21 protein-coding genes are annotated in these 23994 nt (G+C 64.2%); 16 read left to right on the plus strand and 5 right to left on the minus strand.

The genetic code is table 11. From position 1 onward, the window contains the following. Positions 1–103 precede the first annotated feature (103 nt). From ugpB to SO156_RS38855, 5 genes are all read left to right on the plus strand, one after another. Positions 104–1432: a sn-glycerol-3-phosphate ABC transporter substrate-binding protein UgpB gene (gene ugpB, locus SO156_RS38835; protein ID WP_458151678.1), complete on the plus strand. Its 1329-nt coding sequence runs from the start codon at positions 104–106 to the stop codon at positions 1430–1432. Between the two features lie 194 nt (positions 1433–1626). Beyond that, on the plus strand, positions 1627–1806 hold the full coding sequence (locus SO156_RS38840) for a DUF4089 domain-containing protein (RefSeq protein WP_458151677.1): 180 nt from the start codon (positions 1627–1629) through the stop codon (positions 1804–1806). Between the two features lie 7 nt (positions 1807–1813). Then, the gene (locus tag SO156_RS38845; RefSeq protein WP_498538449.1) at positions 1814–3208 is read left to right on the plus strand and encodes an AtzE family amidohydrolase; all 1395 of its coding nucleotides are present in this window, start codon (positions 1814–1816) and stop codon (positions 3206–3208) included. Position 3209: 1 nt separating this feature from the next. Then, a complete protein-coding gene (gene hpxZ / locus SO156_RS38850) occupies positions 3210–3602 on the plus strand; it encodes an oxalurate catabolism protein HpxZ (protein WP_498538450.1) in 393 nt (130 codons plus the stop codon). Between the two features lie 4 nt (positions 3603–3606). Further along, entirely contained in the window at positions 3607–4329 is a 723-nt protein-coding gene (locus SO156_RS38855; RefSeq protein WP_498538451.1) for a GntR family transcriptional regulator, read from the plus strand. A 98-nt stretch (positions 4330–4427) separates the two neighbouring features. Here the strand turns inward: SO156_RS38855 and atzF are convergent, their stop codons facing one another. Beyond that, positions 4428–6236 (minus strand): allophanate hydrolase, encoded by a 1809-nt coding sequence (gene atzF, locus SO156_RS38860; protein ID WP_498538452.1) that lies wholly within the window; start codon positions 6234–6236, stop codon positions 4428–4430. Between the two features lie 195 nt (positions 6237–6431). Further along, on the minus strand, positions 6432–6941 hold the full coding sequence (locus tag SO156_RS38865) for a MarR family winged helix-turn-helix transcriptional regulator (RefSeq protein WP_458148440.1): 510 nt from the start codon (positions 6939–6941) through the stop codon (positions 6432–6434). 136 nt (positions 6942–7077) lie between these two features. Between SO156_RS38865 and SO156_RS38870 the strand changes: the two genes are divergently transcribed. After that, positions 7078–8931 (plus strand): feruloyl-CoA synthase, encoded by a 1854-nt coding sequence (locus SO156_RS38870; RefSeq protein WP_498538463.1) that lies wholly within the window; start codon positions 7078–7080, stop codon positions 8929–8931. A gap of 166 nt (positions 8932–9097) precedes the next feature. Further along, on the plus strand, positions 9098–10780 hold the full coding sequence (locus tag SO156_RS38875) for a tannase/feruloyl esterase family alpha/beta hydrolase (RefSeq protein WP_498538453.1): 1683 nt from the start codon (positions 9098–9100) through the stop codon (positions 10778–10780). Between the two features lie 340 nt (positions 10781–11120). On the opposite strand, the gene SO156_RS38880 is transcribed toward SO156_RS38875, so the two are convergent. Beyond that, positions 11121–11615, minus strand: coding sequence for a MarR family winged helix-turn-helix transcriptional regulator (locus SO156_RS38880; protein ID WP_498538464.1), 495 nt, complete (start codon positions 11613–11615; stop codon positions 11121–11123). An 80-nt stretch (positions 11616–11695) separates the two neighbouring features. On the opposite strand from SO156_RS38880, the gene SO156_RS38885 reads away from it, so the two are divergent. The 3 genes from SO156_RS38885 to SO156_RS38895 all read left to right on the plus strand — a co-directional run bounded on the left by SO156_RS38885 (position 11696) and on the right by SO156_RS38895 (position 14538). Continuing rightward, the gene (locus SO156_RS38885; RefSeq protein WP_498538454.1) at positions 11696–12916 is read left to right on the plus strand and encodes a cytochrome P450; all 1221 of its coding nucleotides are present in this window, start codon (positions 11696–11698) and stop codon (positions 12914–12916) included. Between the two features lie 9 nt (positions 12917–12925). Next, positions 12926–13249, plus strand: coding sequence for a 2Fe-2S iron-sulfur cluster-binding protein (locus SO156_RS38890; RefSeq protein WP_458148443.1), 324 nt, complete (start codon positions 12926–12928; stop codon positions 13247–13249). Positions 13250–13326: 77 nt separating this feature from the next. Beyond that, on the plus strand, positions 13327–14538 hold the full coding sequence (locus SO156_RS38895; protein ID WP_498538455.1) for an ABC transporter substrate-binding protein: 1212 nt from the start codon (positions 13327–13329) through the stop codon (positions 14536–14538). A gap of 210 nt (positions 14539–14748) precedes the next feature. Here the strand turns inward: SO156_RS38895 and SO156_RS38900 are convergent, their stop codons facing one another. Then, the gene (locus tag SO156_RS38900; RefSeq protein ID WP_498538456.1) at positions 14749–15762 is read right to left on the minus strand and encodes a fumarylacetoacetate hydrolase family protein; all 1014 of its coding nucleotides are present in this window, start codon (positions 15760–15762) and stop codon (positions 14749–14751) included. A gap of 105 nt (positions 15763–15867) precedes the next feature. Here SO156_RS38900 and SO156_RS38905 point away from each other — a divergent pair, with 105 nt between their 5' ends. The 3 genes from SO156_RS38905 to SO156_RS38915 all read left to right on the plus strand — a co-directional run bounded on the left by SO156_RS38905 (position 15868) and on the right by SO156_RS38915 (position 18667). After that, positions 15868–16527, plus strand: coding sequence for a GntR family transcriptional regulator (locus SO156_RS38905; protein WP_498538457.1), 660 nt, complete (start codon positions 15868–15870; stop codon positions 16525–16527). A 66-nt stretch (positions 16528–16593) separates the two neighbouring features. Beyond that, the gene (locus tag SO156_RS38910; RefSeq protein WP_498538458.1) at positions 16594–17835 is read left to right on the plus strand and encodes an MFS transporter; all 1242 of its coding nucleotides are present in this window, start codon (positions 16594–16596) and stop codon (positions 17833–17835) included. Positions 17836–17890: 55 nt separating this feature from the next. Further along, positions 17891–18667 carry a cyclase family protein gene (locus SO156_RS38915; RefSeq protein ID WP_498538459.1) on the plus strand — a complete coding sequence of 259 codons (777 nt, stop codon included), beginning with the start codon at positions 17891–17893 and terminating at the stop codon, positions 18665–18667. Positions 18668–18695: 28 nt separating this feature from the next. Here SO156_RS38915 and SO156_RS38920 read toward each other — a convergent pair whose 3' ends face one another. Further along, complete coding sequence (locus tag SO156_RS38920; protein WP_498538460.1) at positions 18696–19961, minus strand: NAD(P)/FAD-dependent oxidoreductase; 1266 nt, start codon at positions 19959–19961, stop codon at positions 18696–18698. A 303-nt stretch (positions 19962–20264) separates the two neighbouring features. Here SO156_RS38920 and SO156_RS38925 point away from each other — a divergent pair, with 303 nt between their 5' ends. From SO156_RS38925 to SO156_RS38935, 3 genes are all read left to right on the plus strand, one after another. After that, a complete protein-coding gene (locus SO156_RS38925) occupies positions 20265–21437 on the plus strand; it encodes an ABC transporter substrate-binding protein (RefSeq protein WP_498538461.1) in 1173 nt (390 codons plus the stop codon). Between the two features lie 353 nt (positions 21438–21790). After that, positions 21791–23137 carry a hypothetical protein gene (locus SO156_RS38930; RefSeq protein ID WP_498538462.1) on the plus strand — a complete coding sequence of 449 codons (1347 nt, stop codon included), beginning with the start codon at positions 21791–21793 and terminating at the stop codon, positions 23135–23137. Positions 23138–23529: 392 nt separating this feature from the next. After that, complete coding sequence (locus SO156_RS38935; protein WP_458148452.1) at positions 23530–23985, plus strand: hypothetical protein; 456 nt, start codon at positions 23530–23532, stop codon at positions 23983–23985. Positions 23986–23994 lie beyond the last annotated feature (9 nt).

A 23994-nucleotide genomic window follows, 5' to 3' on the forward strand; every position in this document is an offset into this window, starting at 1 on the left:
GGCCTTCCGGCCGCCGATTGTGCAGCGCGGTCGGTTCTTGTTCCTGATTGAAACCAGCCATGCCGCGCCTTAAGCAGGTACGGGGGCGCGAGACGGATGAACGATGGTGATTAGAACCTTGCGTCTTTTGCAGATGGTCGCCGTCGCAGCGGCGCTCGCTATGGCCTCGCCGGCCCGAGCCGCGACCGACATCCAGCTCTGGCACGCGATGTCAGGCGAGCTCGGCCGGCAGCTGGAGAAGCTCGTCTCCGATTTCAACGCCTCGCAATCCGACTATCGGATCGTGCCGAGCTACAAGGGCAACTACACCGAAACGGTGACGGCGGCGATCTTCGCCTTCCGCTCACGCGGCCAGCCGGCGATCGTCCAGGTCAACGAAGTGGCGACCGCCACCATGACCGCGGCCAAGGGCGCAATCTATCCGGTGTTCAGCCTGATGCAGGATCAGAACGAGCCGTTCTCGCCCGGCGCCTATCTTCCGGCCGTCTCAGGCTACTACACGGACGCAGCCGGCAATCTGCTGTCCTTCCCGTTCAACGCCTCGACACCGATCCTCTACTACAACAAGGGCATGTTCCGTGACGCGGGCCTTGATCCCGAGACGCCGCCAAAGACCTGGCCGGAACTCGGGGCTGCCGCAAAACGTCTGCGCGAGCACGGGGCGGTCTGCGGCTTCACCACGTCCTGGCCGTCCTGGATTCACGTCGAGAATTTCTCGGCGTTTCACGATCTGCCACTGGCGACCAAGGCGAACGGCTTTGCCGGGTTGGACGCGGAATTGAGGATCAACAATCCCATCGTCGTGCACCACATCGCACAGCTCAGCGAGTGGCAGAAGGACAAGGTGTTCGACTATAGCGGTCGCGGGCAGGCGGCCGAGCCGCGCTTCCAGAATGGCGAATGCGGCATCTTCATCGGCTCCTCCGGCACGCGCGCCGACATCAGGGCCAACTCGAAATTCGAGGTCGGCTACGGCATGATGCCGTATTGGCCGGACGTGAAGGGCGCGCCGCAGAACTCGATCATCGGTGGCGCCACGCTGTGGGTGCTGCGCGACCGTCCGCGCAACGAGTACAAGGGCGTGGCAAGATTCCTCGCCTATCTGTCGCAGCCGGGCGTGCAGGCGGCCTGGCACCAGAACACGGGCTACCTGCCGATTACCCGCGCCGCGTTCGAGCTGACCCGCGCGCAGGGCTTCTACGAGCGCAATCCGGGCAGTGCGATCTCCTTCGAGGAGATCACGCTGCATCCGCCGACGGAGAACTCGAAGGGCATTCGGCTCGGCTCCTTCGTGCTGATCCGCGGCGTCATCGAGGATGAGCTGGAGCAGGCCTTTGCCGGCAAGAAGGGCGCCCAGGCAGCACTCGATTCCGCAGTCGAGCGCGGCAACAAGCTGCTCCGCCAGTTCGAGCGCGCCAGCCCAGACCGGTAGCTGCCCAATCCGCGGGCGGAGATTTCCGCCCATTGTGTGAGCAGGGCAGGTTATTTGTATGCAATAGGGCTGCTGGTAGTCGCGATGGCTTGGAGATTAATTAAGTAATATCAATAGTTTGCTTGTACCTTAGCGCGGCATTGGCCTTTGGCACGAAGCTTGCGACCCATACTCATAAGAGAACAAGGTGAAAGATGGCCGAACCGCTGGACGATTATATCGACGCCGTCGCGCAGGCGCTGGCGTTGCCTATCGACGAGGCCTGGCGGCCGGCCATTCGCGCCAACCTCGACGTGTCGCTGCGGCTCGCCCGCCTCGTCGACGAATTCGTGCTGCCGGACGAGACCGAGCCGGCGCCCGTGTTCACCGCCTGATGCTGCCATGACGACAGCTCCCGAAGTGACGGCTGCGGACATCGCCAGGGCGGTGACAGGCGGCAAACTGTCCGCGCTAGATGCGACCGAAGCCGCGCTCGCCCGGATCAAGCAGCACGACACGCTTCTCAACTCCTTCACCGACGTCACTACCGAGCGCGCCCGCGCCAAAGCGCGCGCGATCGATGCCGACATCGCGGCCGGCAAAAAGGTCGGTCCGCTCGCAGGTGTCCCGTTCGCGGTGAAGAACCTGTTCGACGTTGCCGGCCTGCCGACGCACGCCGGTTCGAAGATCAATCGCGACCGCGCGCCCGCCGCGCGCGATGCCACGCTGATCGAGCGGATGGAAGCGGCCGGCGCCGTGCTGGTCGGCGCGCTCAACATGGGTGAATATGCCTACGACTTCACCGGCGAGAACGTCCATGATGGCCCCTCGCGCAATCCGCACGACACGACACGGATGAGCGGCGGTTCCTCTGGCGGCTCCGGCAGCGCCGTCGGCGGCGCGCTGGTGCCGATCGCGCTCGGCTCGGATACCAACGGCTCGATCCGCGTGCCGTCCTCCTTCTGCGGCATCTTTGGCCTGAAGCCGACCTATGGCCGGCTTTCGCGCGCGCGCTCCTTCCCGTTCGTTGCGAGCCTCGATCATCTCGGTCCGTTCGCGCGCTCGATCACCGACCTCGCGCTCGTTTATGACGTGATGCAGGGTCCGGATGTCGATGATGCCGCCTGCACCACACGGCCGGTCGAGCCGGCAACGCCGCTGCTCAACGAGTCCGTTTCCGGTCTGCGGATCGCGATCGCCGGCGGTTATTTCCAGAAGAACGTCTTCCCCGAAGCCGTCGAAGCTGTTGGCCGCGTGGCCAGGGCCCTCGGCGCGACGCAAGTGGTCGACATTCCCGAGGCTGCGCGCGCCCGTGCGGCTGCCTATGTCATCACCACGACCGAGGGCGCTTCGCTGCATCTCGATCGCTTGCGCAAGCGGCCGAACGATTTTGATCCGGCGGTGCGCGACCGGCTGATCGCAGGCGCCATGGTGCCGGCGGCGCTGGTCGACCGCGCGCAAAAATTCCGCCGTTGGTATCGCGCGCAACTCGCCGAGATATTCAAGTCGGTCGACGTGCTGCTCGCGCCGGCAACGCCCTGCACCGCGCCAGAGATCGGCCAGGTGACATTCAAGCTCGACGGCGTCGAGTTGCCGGTGCGCGCCAATATCGGCATCCACACCCAGCCGATCTCCTTCGTCGGCTTGCCCGTGGTCGCGGTGCCAGTGCCGCTCGAGCCGATGCCGATCGGCGTGCAGATCATTGCCGCGCCCTGGCGCGAGGACATCGCGTTGCGCGTCGCGCACGCGTTGGAACGGATGGGCGTGGTGTCGGCGCCGTCGCCGAGAGGGATTTGAGATGGAGATCGATCTGCCCGACGTGATCGCGGAAGTCACCGCCGCGTTCGAGCGCTACGAAAAAGCGCTGGTTACCAACGACGTCGCCGTGCTCGGCGAGCTCTTCCGCAACGACCCGCGCACGCTGCGCTACGGCATCGGCGAGAACCTCTACGGCTATGAGGCGATCTCCGGCTTTCGTGCCGCGCGCTCGCCGGTCGGTCTGAACCGCCGCACCGCGAAAACCGTGATCACCAGCTACGGCCGCGACACCGCTGTCGCCTCCACGCTGTTCTATCGCGACACCATGCCGGGCAGGGTCGGCCGGCAGATGCAAACCTGGGTCCGCTTCCCCGAGGGCTGGCGCGTCGTCGCTGCCCATGTCAGCATCATCGACGAGCCGAAAGAGACCTGATCGCATGACGCTTGACGACCTTCCGCCCGGAGCAATGCCAGCTGAGACGGTGGTGCCGCGCGTCGACCGGCCGCTGCCTTCGGTGCAGAAGGTCACGCGCGCCGAGGAGCTGCGGCTTCAGCTCGCGGACGCGATCGTTCGCGGCACGTTGCCGCCCGGTGCGCCACTGGATGAGACCGATATCGCACGGCGCTTCAACGTTTCGCGCACGCCGGTGCGCGAAGCGCTGCGTCAACTCGTGGCCAGCGGCCTCGTCGAGGCGCGCGCCCATCGCGGCGCGGTGGTGGCGCAACCGTCGATCGAGCGGCTGACCGGCATGTTCGAGGCGATGGCGGAGCTGGAAGCCTTGTGCGCCGGCCTTGCCGCAGAGCGGATGTCGGCGGCCGAGCGCCACGGCCTGGAAGCCATTCACGAGGAGCTGCGGGTCTTGAGCTACACCGGCAATCCGGAGCGGTTCCACGAGATCAACGAGCGATTCCACAATGCGATCTATGCCGGCTCGCAGAACGGCTATATTGCCGAGATCACGCTTGCGACACGTGTGCGCGTGCAGCCGTTCCGCCGCGCCCAGTTCCGCAATCTCGGCCGGCTCGCCAAGTCGCAGGCCGAGCACGACCGCGTCGTCGTCGCCATCATGCGCGGCGACAAGCAGGGCGCTGCCGCCGCCATGCGCGCGCATATCGAACTAGTGCGCGGCGAATACGAGGTCTACGCGGTGTCGGTGTAACGTTGTAGTGTGGGTTAGCCGAAGGCGTAACCCACCACTGTTCGCACCCGCAGAAACACAAGAGGTGGGTTACGCTGCGCTAACCCACCCTACGCGAGCTACGCCGTCGCAGCTTCCGCCATATACGCGCGCCAGCCGCCGAACGCAGTGATGTCGCGCGCTGCGGCCAGCGCTTCCGGCTCGACGATGAAGCCTTTCACGCTGCGGCCGTCGGCGAGCTTGATGCTGCCGATCGACAGTGGCGGCGGAATCGCGTTGACGAACTCGCCGAAGGCCGACGCCGACAAGGACCAGATCTCCAGCTCGATCGCAGATCCCTTGCCGGCCTCGACGCGCAGCATTCCGGGCTTTGGCGGGCTCGTGTCGAGCGCGTAGAGCCTGTAGTCGGGCGCCGTCTTCGTTGCTTCGATCAGGCGTGCGTTCAGCGCCCTCAACTCGCCGTTCAGCGCCATGCCGGATAGATGCGCGCCAACCACGGCAATCGGAATCTCGTCGGTGCTGCTGGCCGGCAGCGGAGCGAGCGGTGGCTGCACAATGCCCTTCGCGCCGACACTGAGCTTCGTGTCGGCATGGAATACGCGGCCGATGCTCGCAAGGAATCCATCGCGGCCGGCGGGCGCGAGCAGCGTGATGCCGAAGGGCGCACCGTCTGCGCGTATTGACGCGGGCAGTGCCAGGCCGCAGAGATCGAGCAGGTTCACGAAATTGGTGTAGGTGCCGAGCCGGCTGTTGAGCTCGACCGGATTGGCGAGCACCTGCGCGGTCGAATAGATCGTCGGGGCCGTCGGCAGCACCATCGCGTCCAGATGCGCGAAGGCGCGCTCGGCTATCTTGCGCAGCCCTTGCAGCCGATAGAGCGCGGAGAAGGTCTCGGCCGCGGTGAGCCGGGCGCCGGCGGCGGTGATCTCGCGCGTCACCGGATGGATCGCATCCGGCGCGGAGGCGAGGAGATTGCGGATCACGAGATAGCGCTCGGCAACCCAGGGTCCCTCATAGAGCAACCGCGCGGTCTCGTAGAACGGCTCGAGGTCGAACTCGACGAGTGTCGCGCCGAGCGCCGTCCAGCGCTTCAAGGCCTCGCCGTAGGCGGCCTCCGACTTCTTGTCGCCGAAGAAGATCAGCTGCCCGTTGCGCGGCACGCCCAGACGAACGTTGGCCGGAAACGGTGTCATCGCGCCAAGCGGCCGGTCGCGCGAGAACGGATCGGCCTGGTCCGGTCCGGCCATCACGGAAAGCGCGAGCGCGGCATCGTCCGCCGTAAGAGCGAAAATCGAGATGCAATCGAGCGTGCGGCACGCAGGCACGAGCCCTGCCTTCGAGATCATGCCGAGGCTCGGCTTCAGCCCGACGATATTGTTGAGCATCGCCGGCACGCGCCCGCTTCCCGCAGTGTCGGTACCGAGCGAGAGCGGTACGAGACCCGCGCCGACGGCGGTCGCCGAGCCCGAGCTCGATCCGCCGGGAATGAGATCCTCGCGAATCGGATTTTTGGGAATGCCGTAGGGCGAGCGTACGCCGACGAGGCCGGTTGCGAACTGATCGAGATTGGTCTTGCCGATGATGATGGCGCCGGCGGCGCGCAGGCGCTCGACAGCGGTGGAGTCGTGTGTCGGCGTGTAGGAGAAGGCCGGGCAGGCCGCCGTCGTCGGAAAGCCCAGCGCGTCGATATTGTCCTTCACCGCGACCGGCACGCCGTAAAGCGGCAGGCTCATGGCATCCTTCCGCGCGGCAAGCTTCTCGGCCTCCGCAATCGCGTCCTTCTCGTCGCGCAGGCTGATAAAGACGGCATCATCGCCATGGTCGCGGATGCGCTGATAGGTTCGCGCGATCGTCTGTGCCGGCGTCATCGTTCCCGCGCGATGCGCGGCCACGATTGCGGCTATCGTCTCTGGCTGGTCAGCCCCCATGGCAACAAAAACTCCGGCAACGAACTTCTGGCAGAATGAAGCAAGCGATGTGCCATTGTGTACAGAATCCGGGCAGGCCGTCTGCTCCTGATATTATCGAAAGATCAGGCGGTTACGAGAATAGTCACCGGCCGGCACTGGTGCGGGGGTAAGGCCTGGATGCGTGCATCTGCTCAACTTTTGAGCAGGAGGGGCTCAGGTAAAGCCGGCGAGGATCTGCAACAGCCGCTCCCGGTTCGTCTTGCCGATCTTCTCCTCGACATGGCGCTCGTGCTCGGCGGCGAGCTGCTTGAACTTGAGGAGCGACAGCTCGCCCTGTGCAGTGAGATGCAGCGCGTGGGAGCGGCGGTCCGTCTTCGATTTGATCCGCTTGACGAACTTGCGCTGTTCGAGGCTGTCGAGGAGATGCACCAGCCGCGCCCGCTCGATGCCGAGGCGCTTTGCGACCGCCATCTGGGAGAGGCCCGGATTGGCGCTGATCACGGTCATCACCGAATATTGCGTCGGCCGGATGTCGACGGCGGCGAGCGTGCGGACGAAGTCCTGGAAAATCCAGATCTGGAAGCGCCGCACCGCATAGCCGGCGTGGCCGACCAGCGCATCGAGACCGATCTCGTCCGCGTCATCAGGACGCGCCGCGCCGTTGCCGGCCCGCTTGCGCGGCGCGCGGACTGGCGGTTCATTTCGACCTGCACTGGCTGTCACGTTTTTTCTCCGGCGTCACGCAAGTCTAGCGCCTCGCCCGGCTTCGGCAAGATTGTTGTTGACGACAACAATTGCTCTGCCCAACATTATCGGCAACGCGGCCCGGACGAGGTCGCTGCCGGGAGGACGACCCATGATCATGGACGCCGCACGCGGTGAGGCTTCCAGCCTGTTCGCAACGCCCAAGACGGTCGCCGAGCATCGCGCCGACGGCAGCATCGTGTTGAGCTCGCCCGAGCCCTTGCGTGAGGCTGCGCGCTGCATCGGCGACTGGCTGGAGCAATGGGCGCGGCAGACGCCGGACCGGATCTTCTTGGCGGAGCGCGGTAAGCTTGATGCGCCGTGGACCACCGTCACCTACGCTCAAGCCTTGCAGCAGGTGCGTTCGCTGGCCTCGTGGATCCTCGCGGAAGGCCTGAGCGCGGAGCGTCCGCTCGTCATCCTGTCCGACAATAGCGTCGATCATGCGCTGCTCGCGCTGGCTGCCCAGCATGTCGGCGTGCCCTCGGCCGCGATCTCGCCGGCCTATTCGCTGATGTCCAGGGACTTCGACAAGCTGAAGAGCATGATCAGCCTGCTTCAGCCCGGCGCGATCTATGTCAGCGACAGAAAGCCGTTTACCGCCGCGCTCGCCGCGATCCGGCCGCTGCATCAGGCGGAGATCGTGAGCGGCAGCGCCGATGACGCCGAGGCGCTGTCTTTCCACGCGCTCGCTGCGACGCCAGAATCTTCCGACGTCGCCAAGGCTTTCGCCGCAGTAACGCCGGACACGATCGCAAAATTCCTGTTCACCTCGGGGTCGACCGGTACGCCGAAGGCCGTGATCAACACCCAGCGCATGCTGACCTCGAGCCAGCAGGCCAAGGCGCAGACCTGGACCTTCCTCGCTCAAAACGGCGATCTCGTGATTCTGGACTGGCTGCCCTGGAGCCACACCTTCGGCGCCAACCACAATTTCAATCTCGTGCTGCGCAATGGCGGCTCGCTCTATATCGACGGCGGCAAGCCGGCGCCCGGGCTCTTTGCGACGTCGCTGGCGAACCTGAAGAGCGTGATGCCGACGGTCTACTTCAACGTGCCCCGTGGTTTCGACATGCTGATCGCTGCGCTGCGGAGCGACGAGGAATTGCGGCGTCGTTTCTTCGGCGAGGTCAAATTCGCCTTCTATGCCGGCGCGGCGCTGCCGCAGAATCTTTGGGATGCGCTCGAGGAGCTCTCGATCAAAACCGTTGGTCGCGCGCTGCCGATGGTGTCGGCCTGGGGCTCGACGGAAACCTCGCCGCTCGCGACCGATTGCCACTTCCTTGCCGAGCGCTCCGGTAATATCGGCGTGCCGATCCCGGGCACCGAGCTGAAGCTCGTCACCTCCGGTGAGAAGCTGGAGGTTCGTGTGCGAGGGCCGAACGTGACGCCCGGCTACTGGAAGGCGCCGGAGCTGACGAGGCAGGCCTTCGACGAGGAGGGTTTTTATCTCATCGGCGATGCCGTGAAATTCGCCGACGGCGCGCGCCCCGCGCGCGGCCTGTTCTTCGACGGCCGTGTGGCCGAAGACTTCAAGCTCAACTCCGGCACCTGGGTCAGCGTCGGCACGCTGCGCGTCGCCGGAATCGCAGCGCTCGCGCCGCTGGCGCAGGACCTCGTCGTGACCGGCCACGGCGGCGATGAGGTGCGCTTCCTCGTGTTCCCCAACATTCCGGCCTGCCGCGCACATGCAGGGCTGCCAGACGCCGCCGCTGTGAGTGAGGTGCTCGGCCACGACAAGGTGAGGAGCGCGATCGCACAGGGGCTCGCAAAGCTGAAAGCGCAAAGCGCGAATTCCTCCGGCCACGCCACCCGCGCGCTGTTGCTGGTCGAGCCGCCGTCGGTGGATGGCGGCGAGATCACCGACAAGGGCTACATCAACCAGCGCGCCGTGCTGACGCGCCGGGCGGAGGCAGTGGCGCGGCTGAACGACGATGCGTCGGTCGAATGGATCGGCTGCGCGGGCTGAACTGAGGCCATACCGAATGATCGCGTGCCCCGGCTCTGCGTCGCGTCATACGGGACGATGCTCCGCATCGCCCGGACATGCCGCGCCGCGTCCGGGACACCTGCGACTTGTCAAAATGGAGAATATGTGTAATAATTATACAATATAATTAAATAGGGAGGCCGCCGTGAGGTCTGGCTTGATATCGACAGTCGCGCTGGCTGCCCTTCTTGGATCCACCGCGCTCGCCCGCGCCGAAGGCGAGAGCTGCTCGCCCGTTACTACGGCATCGTTGTCCGTCCCGGGCGTCGAGATCGTTAGCTCCAAGCTTCAGGAGGCCGGCAACGGTCTGCCCAAGCATTGCATAGTGACTGGCCTTGCCAACCAGCGCACCGGTGCGGATGGAAAATCCTACGCCATCCAGTTCGAGATGCGGCTGCCGGCCGAATGGAACGGCCGTTTCCTGCACCAGGTCAACGGCGGCAATGACGGCGTCGTGGTGCCGGCGCTCGGCGACAAGCCCGACGGCTGGGCATCGGGCGGCACAGTGCCGCTCGCCCGCGGCTTTGCGGTGCTGTCATCCGATAGTGGTCATTCCGGTTCCGATCCCGCGAACAAGCCTCTCGGGCTCGCCGCAGGCGCGGCCTTCGGGCTCGACCCGCAGGCGCGGCGCGACTACGGCTACGCCGCGGACATGACGCTCTCGCCGGTTGCGAAGAAGATCATTGCGCTGCATTACGGCCGCCAGCCGGATCGTTCCTACATGGCAGGCTGCTCGAACGGCGGACGTCATGCGATGGTGGCAGCATCGCGCATGCCGGAAAATTACGACGGCTTCCTCGTCGGCAATCCCGGCTTCGATCTGCCGCGCGCCGCCGTCCAGCACGCCTGGGACGTGCAGGCCTTCCTGAAGGCCGATCCGGATCTTCGCAAGTCGATCACCAAGGAGGATGCGCAACTCGTCGCCTCGCGTATCACCGAGGCTTGCGATGCGCTTGACGGCGCCAAGGATGGCCTCACCTCCAATCTCGCCGCCTGCCAGAAGGCATTCGACCTCAAGACGCTCGCTTGCGCGCCGGGCCAGACCAGTGCTTGCCTGCCGGAAGCCAAGGTCGATGCGCTCAGGACCAGCCTTGCCGGTCCGAAAAATTCGAAGGGCGAAGCGCTGTATTCGGACTGGCCCCTCGATGGCGGCATCGGCACCGGCAATTGGCGTGCTTGGAAGGTCGAGAGCCCTGTCGCGCCCTGGAATAATTTTCCGATCATCGCGACGATGGGCGCCGCATCCCTGAACTACATCTTCTCGACGCCGCCCGTCGCGGTGGAAGGAGCCAGCGACAAGCTCATCGACGCGCTGAAGGCGTATGACTTCGACAAGGACGCGCCAAAGATCTTTGCCAAGGACGGCACCTTCACGGAGTCGGCGATGGATTTCATGACGCCGCCCGACGTCGATGATCCCAAGCTCGCCGGCCTGCAAAAGGCCGGGCGCAAGATGCTGATCTATCATGGCCAGGCCGATCCGGTGTTCTCCGTCAACGACACGATCCGCTGGTACGATCGGCTGAACAGGAACGCGCAGGGCAACGCCAACAATTTCGCTCGTCTCTTCACCATGCCAGGCGGCACGCATTGCGGCGGCGGCGTGACGCTCGACAAGTTCGATGCCCTGACCGCGCTGACCGACTGGGTCGAGCAAGGCAAGGCGCCGGAGCGGATCGTTGCCTCCATCAATCCGGCCAACAAGGAAGTTCCGACGACGTGGAGCGCGAACCGCACCCGGCCGCTCTGTCCGTATCCGACGTATGCGGCCTACTCCGGCACGGGTGACATCGAGGATGCCGCGAGCTTCGTCTGCAAGGCGCCGTAGCTCTCGTCTCACGCTCGCAGTCATTCCGGGGCGATGCGAAAGCATCGAACCCGGAATCTCGAGATTCCGGGTCTGGCGCTCGCGCGCCATCCCGGAATGACGGCAATCGTGACGCGGCTTCACGCCGTTCCAGGAAAGGCCAACAATCCTGCCGCATCGCGTAGTTTGAGATTTTTGTTGCCTAGGCAACTAATTTATGCGAGTCCTTCGCATGCACGGATGACGGCGGGGAAATCGCTGCGCCCGAGCGGGAGGATTCATGTTCGGCAGGAATGGTGCCGCCGGCAATCGCCGGTGCATGCCAGGTGAGCGCGACAGGGCACCCGCCCGGCGCGCGCCCTTACGCGTCGCCGGTGACCGCGCCGAGATTTTCGTGCAGCCGGCGCAACAGATCGATCAGGACCTCTTGCTCGTCCTTGGACAGGCACGACAGCAACCGCCGCTCGCGCGCAAAAGCGGCGACGATGACCTTGTCATGGGTGGCGCGGCCCTTAGCGGTCAGCGAGATCGAGTGCGTTCGTCCGTCATTGGGATCGCTGCGGATCGCCACAAGCCCGCGCTTGTCCAGGCTCGCCAATGTCCGGCTCACCGGCCCCTTGTCGAAGCCGATGACCTGGCAGATGCGCGAGGCCGGGATGCCCGGCTCGATCGCGAGCAGCGACATGATCCGCCACTCCGTGACGTTGACGCCGAACTCGCGCTGATAGAATGCGGTCGCGCTGTTCGAAAGCTTGTTGGCGATGAAAGTGATGAACGCCGGGACGTAACGCTCGAGGTCGAGCGTCGGCCCTGCTTCCGTGGACGTCTGGCGGCTTCTGGTCGAGGGCGCGGTCATCTTATCGGGGCTCACTTCATGCGCCACAGAAATAAGGACATGCGCGCGCGCTCGACAAGCGCAAAATTGGGAGGATGTGAATGAGTGCAGCCAGCTCCGCGTCGATCGGCGGCCCGCCCGCCGTCCCGCATCTCGATGTCGATCCCTTCGCGATCGCGTTCTTCGCCGATCCGTTCCCCACCCACGACGTGCTGCGAGATGCCGGCCCCGTGGTCTATCTCGACAAGTGGAACGTCTATGGCGTCGCGCGGTATGCCGAGGTCCATGCGGTGTTGAACGATCCCATGACCTTCTGCTCAAGTCGCGGCGTCGGTCTCAGCGACTTCGAGAAGGAGAAGCCGTGGCGGCCGCCGAGCCTGATCCTCGAAGCCGATCCGCCCGCCCATACGCGCACCCGCGCCGTGCTTTCGCGGGTGTTGTCGCCGACGGTGATGAAGCAGGTGCGCGACCGCTTCGCCGCAGCCGCAGAACAGAGGATCGATGCGCTGCTCGAGAAGCGCAGCTTTGATGCCATCGCCGATCTTGCAGAAGCCTATCCGCTCGCGATCTTCCCAGATGCGCTGGGCTTGAGGCCGGAGGGCCGCGAGCATCTCATTCCCTATGCCAGCCTGGTGTTCAACGCCTTCGGTCCGCCGAACCAGCTGCGCCAGGAGGCGATCGAGCGCTCGGCGCCGCACCAAGCCTATATCGCCGAGCAATGCCAGCGCGAGAACCTCGCGCCTGGCGGTTTCGGAGCCTGCATCCACGCCCGCGTCGACGAGGGCGAGATCACCGCGACGGAGGCGCCGCTTCTGGTGCGCTCGCTGCTTTCGGCGGGGCTCGACACCACCGTCAACGGCATCGGGGCCGCGGTCTATTGCCTGGCGCGTTTTCCCGATCAGTGGCAGCGGCTGCGCGATGATCCGACGCTGGCGCGCAACGCCTTCGAGGAGGCCGTGCGGTTCGAGAGCCCGGTGCAGACCTTCTTCCGCACCACGACGCGCGAAGTCGAGCTTGGCGGCGCCACCATTGGGGAGGGCGAAAAGGTCCTGATGTTCCTTGGTGCGGCCAATCGCGATCCGCGGCGCTGGGACATGCCCGATACCTACGACATCACGCGGCGCACCTCCGGCCATGTCGGCTTCGGCTCGGGCATCCACATGTGCGTCGGCCAGCTCGTCGCGCGGCTCGAGGGCGAGGTGATGCTGTCGGCGCTGGCGCGGCGTATCGCGAAGATCGAAATCGCTGGTGAGCCGAAACGCCGTTTCAACAACACGCTGCGCGGGCTCGACAGCCTGCCGGTCACCATCACTCCGGCCTGAGGATCCCTGATGCCAGCGATCACCTTCATCCATTCCGGCGGCAACACCGATCATATCGACGTCAGCGACGGCGAGAGCGCCATGCAGGCCGCGACCCGCCACGGCCTCGACGGCATTTTGGCCGAGTGCGGTGGCAACGCGATGTGCGCGACGTGCCATGTCTATGTCGACGATGGCTGGCTCGCGCGCCTGCCGGCGATGGCTGATGACGAGGACGCGCTGCTCGACGGCGCCGCCGCCAAGCGCACGGCTAACAGCCGGCTGTCCTGCCAGATCAAGATCACGCCCGAGCTCGACGGGCTCGTGCTGCGCTTGCCGGAGCGGCAGGTCTGAAGCGGTATGTCTGACGTTCTGATCGCCATCGGCAACGACCGGTGGCGCGAAGCGAAAAGCCAACGGGAGAGGGAACGATGAATCACTTGAAGTGGACGCTTGCACTTGCGGCAAGCCTGATTGCCGGAACAGCCAGCGCCGAAATATCCGACAACGTCGTGCGCATTGGCGTGCTCAACGACATCTCCGGCATTTTCCAGGACACCAACGGCATGGGCTCCGTCGAGGCCGCGCGCATGGCGGCCGAAGACTTCAACGGCGCGGCAAAGAACATCAAGGTCGAGATCGTCTATGCCGACCACCAGAACAAGGCCGATGTCGGCGCGGCGATCGCGCGCAAATGGCTCGACGTCGAAGGCGTCGATGCGATCGTCGACGTGCCGAACTCGGCGGTCGGCCTCTCCATCAACACGCTGCTGCGCGACAGCCGCATGACGTTCCTGGCGTCCTCGACCGCAAGCGCCGACCTCACCGGCAAGGCCTGCTCGCCCAACACCATTCAATGGGTCAACGACACCTGGGCCACCGGCAACACCACGGCGGCCGCGATGCTCTCGGGCGGCGGCAAGGACTGGTACTTTCTCACGGTCGATTACGCGCTCGGCAAGGGCATCGAGGCGGAAGCGCAGAAATACATCGAGGCGCATGGCGGCAAGGTGCTCGGCTCGGCCAAGCATCCGCTGGGCACCTCGGATTTCGCTTCGTTCCTGTTGCAGGCACAGAGCTCGAAGGCGCAGGTGATCGGCCTTGCCAATGCGGGCGGCGACACCATCAACGCTGTGAAGCAGGCGGCCGAGTTCGGTATCCAGCAAAGCGGGCAGAAGCTCGTCGCCTTCCTGCTCTTCATCAATGATGTCCACGGCATGGGCCTGAAGGTCGCGCAAGGTCTCCAACTCATGGAAGCCTTCTATTGGGACATGAACGACGATACCCGCGCCTTTGCGAAACGCTTTGCCGCGCGCCCCGGCATGAACGGGAAGATGCCGAGCGGCAACCAGGCTGGCGTCTATGCCTCGACGCTCGCCTATCTGAATGCGGTCGCCGCCACCGGCAGCGATAATGCGAAGGACGTCGTCCCCGAGATGAAGAAGTTCAGCGGCAAGGACAAGCTGTTCGGCGACACCACGATCCGCCAGGATGGCCGCGTGGTGCACCCGATGTATCTGTTCGAGGTGAAGAAGCCGGAGGAGTCGAAATATCCGTACGACTATTACAAGCTGGTCTCGACGATCCCGGCGGACCAGGCATTTCGGCCATTGGCGGAGGGTGGGTGTGTGTTGGTGAAGTAAGTGTGGCCCCAAGCGCTGCTGCACCCTCTCCCCTTGCGGGAGAGGGTAGCTTTGCGAAGCAAAGCCGGGTGAGGGGTTCTATCCGCGCGCAGAACTCATACAGTTGAGTGTGCCGAAACAACCCCTCATCCGGCGCTTCGCGCCACCTTCTCCCGCAAGGGGAGAAGGGAAGAGCGGCCTACACCACCACCTGACTGATGCCTTGCGTGATCAGGCGTGCGGTGCGCTGGTTGCGAAGTCGGCGGCCCTCCGGAGAACCTGGTTACGTAGCCTGCCGATTCCCTCGACCTCGAGCTCGACGGTGTCGCCATGGTTCAACCAGCGATCGAGCTCCAGGCCGCAGCCGCCGCCGACCGTGCCGGAGCCCATGAACTCGCCCGCCCGCAGCGTCTCGCTGCGCGAGACATAGGCGATCATGTCCTCGAAGGAGTGCAGCATGCCGCGGCTCGTGCTGTCGGTCCAGATCTCGCCATTGACGCGTGCGCGCATCGCAAGATTGTAGGGATCTCGAATTTCGTCGGCGGTCACGATCCACGGGCCGATGACGTTGCCGGCATCGAAGCTCTTGCCCTTTGCGGGACCCAACATGCCCCGCATCTCCTCGAACTGCGTGTCGCGCGCGGAGAAATCATTGTAGATCGTGTAGCCAAAGATATGTTCGCTCGCCTTCGCGCGTGGGATGTCGCCTCCTCCCTTCGACAAGAAGATCCCAAACTCGAGCTCGAAATCCATGAGCTCGCTGTACGCCGGCCATGACACCGTCGCGTCCGGGCCGGACACGCTGAAGCGGTTGGTGATGTAGTAGATCGGCCGATCCCGGTAGACTTGAGGGACGTCTTGCAATGGTTGCGTGGGGGCATCGCTTGCTAGCCCCTGCCGTTGGGCGATGCGGGCCATACCCGCTGGAGCTCCGCGGATGTGTCCGGGAAAGACGGAGAAGTCGCGCATCTGCGGCGGCTCCGGGATCGGAGCCAGGAGCCTGATGCGGTCGAGCGGGGAGCAGATGTCTTCGTCCGCTGCACAGGCTTCCACCACCCGACGCGTTGCCTCAAGAGCTCTTTCTCCCGCCTCGATCAGTTGCAGCAAGCTTCTGCCAATAGCATCCGCCCGGCCGGTTCGCGTCGCCGCCGCGACGAGGTCGAGCACCCGCTGACCTCCGGCAGTATCAATGATCGCGCCCGGTCGGGCCGCTCCCCCGGGCGAAACGAACGTCGCAAGCTTCATTGAATGCTCCCTTGAAAAATATATTTTACTGATTAAAATATACAAACTTGTCAATGCCAGCTTTTCACCGGCGTGGTCGGTCGGCCACCAGAGAACGCAAAGTCCATGGACCAGGAAAGCGCGACCCTTACCGAGCGGGCCGAAGCAGCGCTGGAAGTCGCCATCGTCAACGGAGAACTGCGGCCGGGCGCCAAGCTCAAGATCGCGGATATCGCCGCCGACTACGGCGTCAGCCAGACGCCGGCCCGTGAGGCGCTGTCGCGGCTGGCTGCGCGGGGGCTTGTGATCGCGGTGGGGCAGCGCGGATTCCGCGTGGCGCCGATGAGCGACACGGATCTTGCCGACATTACATCAACGCGAATTGCGCTCGAGGTGGCGGGGCTGCGCCAGTCGATGCGGCATGGCGACGCGAAGTGGGAGGGAGAAATCGTCTCTTGCCTGCATCAGCTCAAGCGTGTCGCCGGGCGATCCAGGATCCTGAAGAATACGCCCGAGCTCGACCGGGTGCACAAAGCCTTTCATGCCGGCCTGATCGCGGCCTGCAGTTGGCCGCGAACCGTTAGCCTCGCAAATCAGCTCTACGATCAGGCATCGCGGTATCGCAACGTGATGCTCTCGAACGCAATCGTTGCGGAGGCGTTCGTTGCCGAGCATGAGGCGCTTGCAAACATCGTGCTGTCGCGATCCGCAAATGCCGCCGTGACCAAGCTCACGGTCCATCTCCAGCGCACCTACTGCGACATCTACGGGGCGATGCCCGACTAGCGAAGCCAGCATCTGCGCCCCAGAAAGCAAAGAGCGCAGAGAGAATTCAGTACGAGGGAGGGAGTCGTGAGTTTGATCGATCATTCAATCGGGCTGCGGAGGCATGAAATCACCCGCGGCTGGTTCATCCTGGCCATGGCACTGGCCGGCATTGGGGTCGGCGCGTCATCTCTCCTGTTCTACAGCATCGGGGTATTCTTTGAGCCGTTGCAGCGGGAGTTCAACTGGAATCGCGGGCAGATATCCGGCGCCCTGATCTACCTCACCGCAGGCCTCGTCGTGTCCGGACCGATCGTCGGCTCGCTGATCGACAGGTTCGGCGCTCGGATCGTCGCGCTTGTTTCGATCCCGCTTCTGGCGCTGAGCATGATTGGTCTCGGCAGCCTCAACGATTCCATCTCAGCCTTCTACGCATTGTTCTTTGCCGCCGGATGTTTCGGCGGCGGCACGACGCCGGTCGTCTACACCCGGATCGTCAACGCCAACTTCAACGCATCGCGCGGTTTGGCGCTCGGCATCGTATTGGCGGGAAGCGGGATCTCTGCACTGGCCTTGCCGCCGCTGCTCGCCGCGCAGATCGCGTCGTTCGGCTGGCACGCGGGCTTCATCGTCCTGGCTGCGCTCGCCGCTGCGGCCTGGCCCCTGGTCTATTTCGGCTTCCGCGATCTGGAAGGCGCGATGCAGCCGACGCGTACCGTCACGGCGGGCGCCGGACGCTGGGAGGCGCTACGGTCTCGCGTCTTCTGGACCATCGCGATTGGGTTCCTCGCCGTTGCGGCAGCCATATCGGGAACGGTCGTTCATCTGGTACCGCTGCTGCGGGACGCCGGCGTGCCGCTGTCGACCGCCGCCGGCGTCGCATCGCTAATCGGTGTCGGCGTCATTGCCGGGCGCGTGCTGATCGGATGGGCCATCGATCGCATCTTTGCGCCCTACGTGGCGTGCACAGTCTTCCTGGTTGCGGCAGCAGGCTGTGCGCTTCTCAACTACGGTGCTGCGCAAGGCGCTCCGGTAGCCGCGCTGCTGATCGGCTTTGCCTTCGGCGCGGAGATCGATCTCATCGCTTACCTGACGGCGCGCTATTTCGGCATGCGCCACTACGGCTTCCTCTATGGATTGGCCTATTCGCTGTTCAGCGTCGGTGCAGCTGCCGGTCCCGCCGTGATGGGACGCATGTTCGACCTCAACAAGAACTACGAGACCGCGCTCTGGCTGATGGTGGCGTGTCTGCTGTTCGGGGCAATGTCTCTCGGGACATTGCCGCGCTTTGTCGAGGCATCTGACGACGGTTTGCAGGTAACGTCATAGGTAAAAACACTTGGCGTTAGAACACATGGCGTTAAGGCACATGGCGACAAGACACATGGCGAGACGAATCATCGACATTTCGGTTCCGCTCCAGAACGATGTGCCGGCGGATCCCCCGGGCAACCGGCCAAGCATTCAGTACATCGATCACCAGCAAGGCCTGCCAGGCATGTTGCAGTTCTTTGCCGGCCTGAAGGCGGAGGATCTGCCGGACGGCCAGGGCTGGGCGGTCGAGCACGTCACGCTGTCGACCCATAACGGCACCCATCTGGATGCGCCCTGGCACTTCCACCCGACGATGAATCGCGGCGAGCGGTCCTGGACCATCGACGAGGTGCCTCTGGAATGGTGCTTTCAGCCAGGCGTGAAGCTCGATTTCCGGCACTTGCCGGATGGCCATGTGGCAACCGCAGGGGACGTGGAAGACGAGCTCAAGCGCATCGGCCACACGCTGAAGCCGCTCGAGATTGTCGTCGTCAACACGAGTGCCGGTGCCAAATTCGGCCGGCCTGACTATGTCAGCTCAGGCTGCGGCCTGGGGTATGAGGCGACGATGTACCTGTTGGAGCGCGGCGTGCGGCTGACCGGAACGGATGCCTGGAGCTGGGACGCTCCCTTCGTCTTCGCCGCGCAGAATTACGCCGAAACGGGGGATGCTTCGTTGATCTGGGAGGGACACAAGGCGGGCCGGCACATCGGTTACTGCCATCTGGAGAAGCTGCACAATCTGGAGCTCCTTCCTTCGACCGGATTCAGCGTGTCGTGCTTCCCCGTCAAGATCGCGCACGCCTCAGCAGGCTGGACCCGCGCGGTTGCGATCGTTGATGACTGAGGTGCTATTCACCTCTCCCCGAGAAGGATCACCCCACCACCCTGCTGCTGCCCTGCGTGATCAGCCGTGCGGCCCGCTGGTCGCGAACGTAGATCCAGAGCCAGGTCAGCGCGACGGCGAGGCGGTGGCGCAGGCCGATCAGGAAGTAGATGTGGGCGATGCCCCAGATCCACCAGGCAATCGCGCCGCGCAGCTTCACGCGGCCGAAATCGATCACCGCGAGACGCTTGCCGATCTGCGCGAGGCTGCCGGCATGCTTGTAGCGGAAGGGGCCGAGCTTCTCGCCGCGCAACCGTGCCTTGATGAGGTTTGCAACATAACGTCCCTGCTGCTTGGCCGCCGGCGCGATGCCGGGCACCGGCTTGCCGTCCCACGCGGGAATCGTGACGGTGTCGCCAATGGCAAAGACATCCGGATGGCCGGGCACGGTCAGATCATCCGCAACCTCGACGCGGCCGGCGCGGTCGGCCGGTGCATTCAGCCATTCGGCGGCGGGAGAGGCGCGCACACCCGCCGCCCAGATCCGGGTTTTCGCGTTGAGCCGCTGTCCGCCATAGACCACGCCGTCGCGGTCAACCTCGGTGACGGGCTGGCCCAGCACGACCTCGACCCCGATCTTCTCCAGCGAAGCCTGCGCATAGGCCGAGAGATCGTCGGCAAAGCCGGCGAGCACGCGCGGTCCGGCCTCGATCAGCACGACGCGCGCCTTGCGCGTGTCAATGTTGCGGAAATCACCCGGCAGCGTGTGGTGCGCCATCTCGGCGATGGTGCCGGCGAGTTCGACACCGGTCGGACCGGCGCCGATGATGACGAAGGTGAGGCGCGCGGCACGGCGCTCCGGATCGGTCTCGCGTTCAGCGCGCTCGAACGCGAGCAGGATGTGACGGCGCAGCGTGGTCGCATCCTCCAGCGTCTTCAAGCCGGGCGCCCACCGCTCCCATTCGTCGTGGCCGAAATAAGCGTGGCGGACGCCCGTCGCCAGCACCAGCGTGTCATAGGAGACTTCGCTGCCGTCATCGATCAGCACGGCGCGCCGCTCAACATCAACGCCGCTCACGGTCGCAAACAGCGTCGTCACTTCGCGCCGCGCCCGCATGAGGTGGCGGACCGGCCAGGCAATATCGCTCGTTGCAAGCGAAGCGGTCGCGACCTGGTAGAGCAGCGGCTGAAACAGATGATGGTTGCGGCGGTCGATCAGCGTGATCTCGACCGGGCTGCCGGCGAGCCGATAGGTCGTCTCAAGCCCGCCAAAGCCGGCTCCGACGATGACGACGCGGTGGGGTTTCGCTGTCATGAAAGCTGCCCTCGATTCGCTGGGTGTGCGCCACTCATTAAAGAGCGAAGACCCGGTCGTGGTCCAATAGCCGTCACCAATTGAGGAATAGCGACGGCGTATCGACGAGACGGCGAAAAAGCGCCGCGGCCCTCGCCAAAGTGAGTAGAATTATATTTCTTGCCATCCGGGATGGGGGCGAATTATGGTGCAGGGGCAGGCGCTGAGCCATTGACGGCTCTCACGATTTTGCGTCCTAAACAGAACGATCCGGGAGCGGGCCATCCGCCATTTCGGGCAATGAAAACGAGGAGGGGACTGGTTATGAGGACGGCATTCTGGCTGGCGGGCGCGGCTGCGTTGGTGCTGGCAAGTCCGGCATCGGCCGGCGACACCATCAAGATCGGCTTCGTCTCGACCTTCAGCGGCCCGACTGCGGTGATCGGCAACGACATGCGCAACTCCTTCGAGCTCGCGCTCGATCATCTCGGCCGCAAGATGGACGGCAAGCCGGTCGAGGTGATCTATGAGGACGACCAGCAGAAGCCCGATGTCGGCAAGCAGAAGACCGAAAAGCTCGTGCAATCCGACAAGGTCGATTTCATCGTCGGCTACATCTGGTCCAACGTGCTGCTCGCCTCGCTCAAGACCGCGGTGGATTCGAAGACCTTCCTGATCTCCGCCAATGCCGGCCCGTCGCAGCTCGCCGGCGAATTGTGCTCGCCTTACGTCTTCTCGACCTCCTGGCAGAACGACCAGACGCCGCAGGCGATGGGCCAGTACATGAACCAGAAGGGCGTCAAGAGCGTCTTCCTGATCGGGCCGAACTATGCCGCGGGCAAGGACATGCTCGCGGGCGTCAAGAGCACCTTCAAGGGCGAGATCAAGGGCGAGGAATATACGGTCTGGCCGAGCCAGCTCGATTTCTCCGCCGAACTGTCCAAGGCCCGCGCGTCGGGCGCCGAGTCGATCTTCGTGTTCTATCCGGGGGCAGCCGGCGTGCAGTTCCTCAACCAATATGTGCAGGCGGGCCTGAAGAGCCAGATCCCGCTCTATACGGCGTTCACCGTCGACGAACTCTCGCTGCCGCTCCAGAAGGACAATGCGCTGGGTGTTCCCGGCGCGCAGGAATGGGTCAACGACCTGCCCAACGACGAGAACAAGCGCTTCGTCGCCGATTACCGCAAGAAGTACTCCAACCTGCGCCCGACCTATTACGGTGCGCAAGCCTATGATGCGGCCCAGCTCATCAATAGCGCCGTCGTGGCGGTGAAGGGCGACACCAGCAAGAAGGACGCGATGAAGGCCGAAATGGAGAAGGCCAACATCAAGTCGCTACGCGGTTCGTTCAAGTTCGGCAACAACCACATCCCGATCCAGAACTTCTATCTCCAGGACGTGGTGAAAGACGCCGACGGCCAGCTTGCGCTCAAGACGGTCGCCACCATCGTCAAGGACGACCAGGACCGCTTCCACGACAAGTGCCCGATGAAGTGAGCTCGCTTCTGTCCCTCTCCGTTCTTGCGGGGCCGCGACGAGCCTGGCTCGCGCTGAGAGGGGTGGGTGAGGGGTTGCCTCCGCAATCGCGTGACAATACGACTCGCGGAGCGTCCCCCTCACCCGCAATTCGCGCTGCGCGTGAATTGCGGCCTCTTGCCGCAGGCGCGGCGAGGTGAAGAGCTACACCTGCGGCATGCTCCCGCAACGTCCGTCCGCTCCCAAACGGGTGTAGCCGATCTGACGTCCTCATTCGAATCACTGCATCCGAATTGACGACTCGGCTTTTGACCTGCCCAGGCTGACACTCTGACATTGGGAGAGGCCCGTCCGATTGCGACGAGAGAGGCGATATGAATTTCCCGTACCCGTCGGACGCGATCGTACCGCTTCACCGCGACCACCATCACGTTGAAGATGATGGTTATGACCGGTCGGCTTCCACATGGAGGGACTCTGCGCCTTCCTCCATGCCGATTTCCGGAGACGACGGAGCCGGCGCCCATGGCCGGCTGTGGGTTACGGGCCAGGAGGCGCATTCTCCCACCGGGATGATGAGCCGGCACGACGCTGTGTCTTTCGAGCCCGATAGCGTCCATCACGCCACTCCATCGGCCGCAACCGGATCCGGATCGGACAACCCATCGCCCGGATCGGGCTCGATCCAGAGCGGGGGGAGCACGGCCGGTGATGGCGGAGATGGCTATTCTTATGGAGGCATCGTTCATGCCTCCATACTGATCTATGAGCCGATCAACATTTCGGTGTCATTTGGATACGGCTCCGTTGCCCTGGCCCAGCAAACCAACGACGTGAATGTCGATCAATCCGCCTTTCAAATGGCGGGCGTCGGGGGAGGTGGCGGCAACGGCAATATCGCGTCGGGAGGCAGCGTCGGCAGCGCCGGCAACGGGGGCGACGGCTATTTCTCCGGCGCGTTGGTGGACGCCCCCGTCGTGATCTACCATCCGGTCAATATTGCGATGGCGGGCCCAGGCGGCACCGCATACGCAAGTCAGTCAAATGCGGTCGATATCAATCAGTCGGTCGTCCAGATCGCGGGTGTTGGCGGGAGCGGCGGAAACGGCAACGCCGCCGGTGGCGGCAGTGTCATCACGCTCGATCCTGCCTGGGCATCAAGCAATGGTGGAAGCGCCTGGAACCTGGCCGAGGCTGGAGGCAGCCAGGCCGGCAATGGCGGAGACGGTTCCTTCTCTGGAGAGCTCGTTCATACGTCCTTCGTGCTGTACGACCCGATCAACATCGCCGTCGCTGGCTATAACTCCAGTGCCTACGCGATCCAGACCAACAGCGTGTATGTGGATCAGTCCGCCCTTCAGATCGCCGGCATCGGCGGGCAGGGAGGCAATGGAAACGCCGCGATGGGCGGCAGCCTTGTCTCTCATAACCTGTGGGGCGGCTCCGACGCGATTGCGACCGGGAGCAACGGCGCCGGCAATGGCGGGAGCGGCCACTCCTCGGGGAGCCTGATCGATGTCAGCGTCGCGATCTATGCTCCCATCAATATCGCAATTGCCGGCCCGCATTCGACGGCAGTGGCGGATCAGACCAACGACGTGCACATCGACCAGAGCGCGGTGCAGATCGCCGGAGTGGGCGGTGATGGCGGCCATGGCAATCTCGCGCTGAGTGGTGATCTTGCCACGCATCTTGTGTCGGACCTGCACTTGATGGCCTGAAGCGCGATGAAGTCAGGATGAATCGTCATCGCGATTTGGGTTGTTGCTTGCGCGTGATCTCGGCGCAAACGCGTTCCACGTTTGTCGCGAGGGAAAACCGCTTCGCACTTTTTCGGATCATGCTTTAGCGAGACTTGCATCGCTCGCCCGATCGCAACGCGGCCGGCCTCGTCGGTGCGCCGCGTATGCAAGCACTCGGACGCCCCCCGACGTCTGCCACGTCAAGATGTCATCGCGGAGGTCATACTTTCGTGCGTAGGCCCACCAAACCGGATGGTGTCCGATTTGACATCTATCGCCGTCGAGCGCGCGGGGATCAGAGTTGCTGAGCGTGTCCATCTGATCGGGATGGATGATGCGTGTAAGTCAACAAACGCAGGGAGGCTCAAATGATGCCCAAGGCGGTCAACATTTCAGATTCAATCGGATTCAAATCGATCGACACTGGCGGTCAAAGTGTCGGAAACGGCGGTGATGGCACTTTCAAGGGAGCCATCATCAACAAGCCGACGCTCACCTTCGACCCGACCAACAAGGCGGAAGGTGCCGATGTGCACGTGAACACCGGCGATCACGTCAAGCAAACGGCGGACTGGGACGCTGGCGGCGCGAACGGGACCGCCTCATGGTTTGCAAAAGCCCATGGCGGGACCGCCACGTCGAACGGAAGCCAGAGTTCGGAGAGCGGTTTCGATACCTCCAAGGTCTACGCGAATACGGATGCCACCCAGATCAACAAGGTCTGGGCAGACCAGCACCAGGACGTGGTGGCCGGCATCGGCGGTGACGGTGGAAGTCTCAATAGCGCAGATGGTGGAGACGTGCACTTCCACTTCGACGTGCTCTGACCAGCGGCT

Source organism: Bradyrhizobium sp. UFLA05-125 (assembly GCF_059803515.1).

Coding starts and splice junctions, on each gene's coding strand:
- SO156_RS38840 (WP_458151677.1), top strand. CDS start 1,627: ATGGCCGAACCGCTGGACGATTATATCGACGCCGTCGCGCAGGCGCTG.
- SO156_RS38920 (WP_498538460.1), bottom strand. CDS start 19,961: ATGACAGCGAAACCCCACCGCGTCGTCATCGTCGGAGCCGGCTTTGGC.
- SO156_RS38900 (WP_498538456.1), bottom strand. CDS start 15,762: ATGAAGCTTGCGACGTTCGTTTCGCCCGGGGGAGCGGCCCGACCGGGC.
- SO156_RS38855 (WP_498538451.1), top strand. CDS start 3,607: ATGACGCTTGACGACCTTCCGCCCGGAGCAATGCCAGCTGAGACGGTG.
- SO156_RS38895 (WP_498538455.1), top strand. CDS start 13,327: ATGAATCACTTGAAGTGGACGCTTGCACTTGCGGCAAGCCTGATTGCC.
- SO156_RS38935 (WP_458148452.1), top strand. CDS start 23,530: ATGCCCAAGGCGGTCAACATTTCAGATTCAATCGGATTCAAATCGATC.
- atzF (WP_498538452.1), bottom strand. CDS start 6,236: ATGGGGGCTGACCAGCCAGAGACGATAGCCGCAATCGTGGCCGCGCAT.
- hpxZ (WP_498538450.1), top strand. CDS start 3,210: ATGGAGATCGATCTGCCCGACGTGATCGCGGAAGTCACCGCCGCGTTC.
- SO156_RS38845 (WP_498538449.1), top strand. CDS start 1,814: ATGACGACAGCTCCCGAAGTGACGGCTGCGGACATCGCCAGGGCGGTG.
- SO156_RS38890 (WP_458148443.1), top strand. CDS start 12,926: ATGCCAGCGATCACCTTCATCCATTCCGGCGGCAACACCGATCATATC.
- SO156_RS38885 (WP_498538454.1), top strand. CDS start 11,696: ATGAGTGCAGCCAGCTCCGCGTCGATCGGCGGCCCGCCCGCCGTCCCG.
- ugpB (WP_458151678.1), top strand. CDS start 104: ATGGTGATTAGAACCTTGCGTCTTTTGCAGATGGTCGCCGTCGCAGCG.
- SO156_RS38905 (WP_498538457.1), top strand. CDS start 15,868: ATGGACCAGGAAAGCGCGACCCTTACCGAGCGGGCCGAAGCAGCGCTG.
- SO156_RS38925 (WP_498538461.1), top strand. CDS start 20,265: ATGAGGACGGCATTCTGGCTGGCGGGCGCGGCTGCGTTGGTGCTGGCA.
- SO156_RS38915 (WP_498538459.1), top strand. CDS start 17,891: ATGGCGAGACGAATCATCGACATTTCGGTTCCGCTCCAGAACGATGTG.
- SO156_RS38880 (WP_498538464.1), bottom strand. CDS start 11,615: ATGACCGCGCCCTCGACCAGAAGCCGCCAGACGTCCACGGAAGCAGGG.
- SO156_RS38930 (WP_498538462.1), top strand. CDS start 21,791: ATGAATTTCCCGTACCCGTCGGACGCGATCGTACCGCTTCACCGCGAC.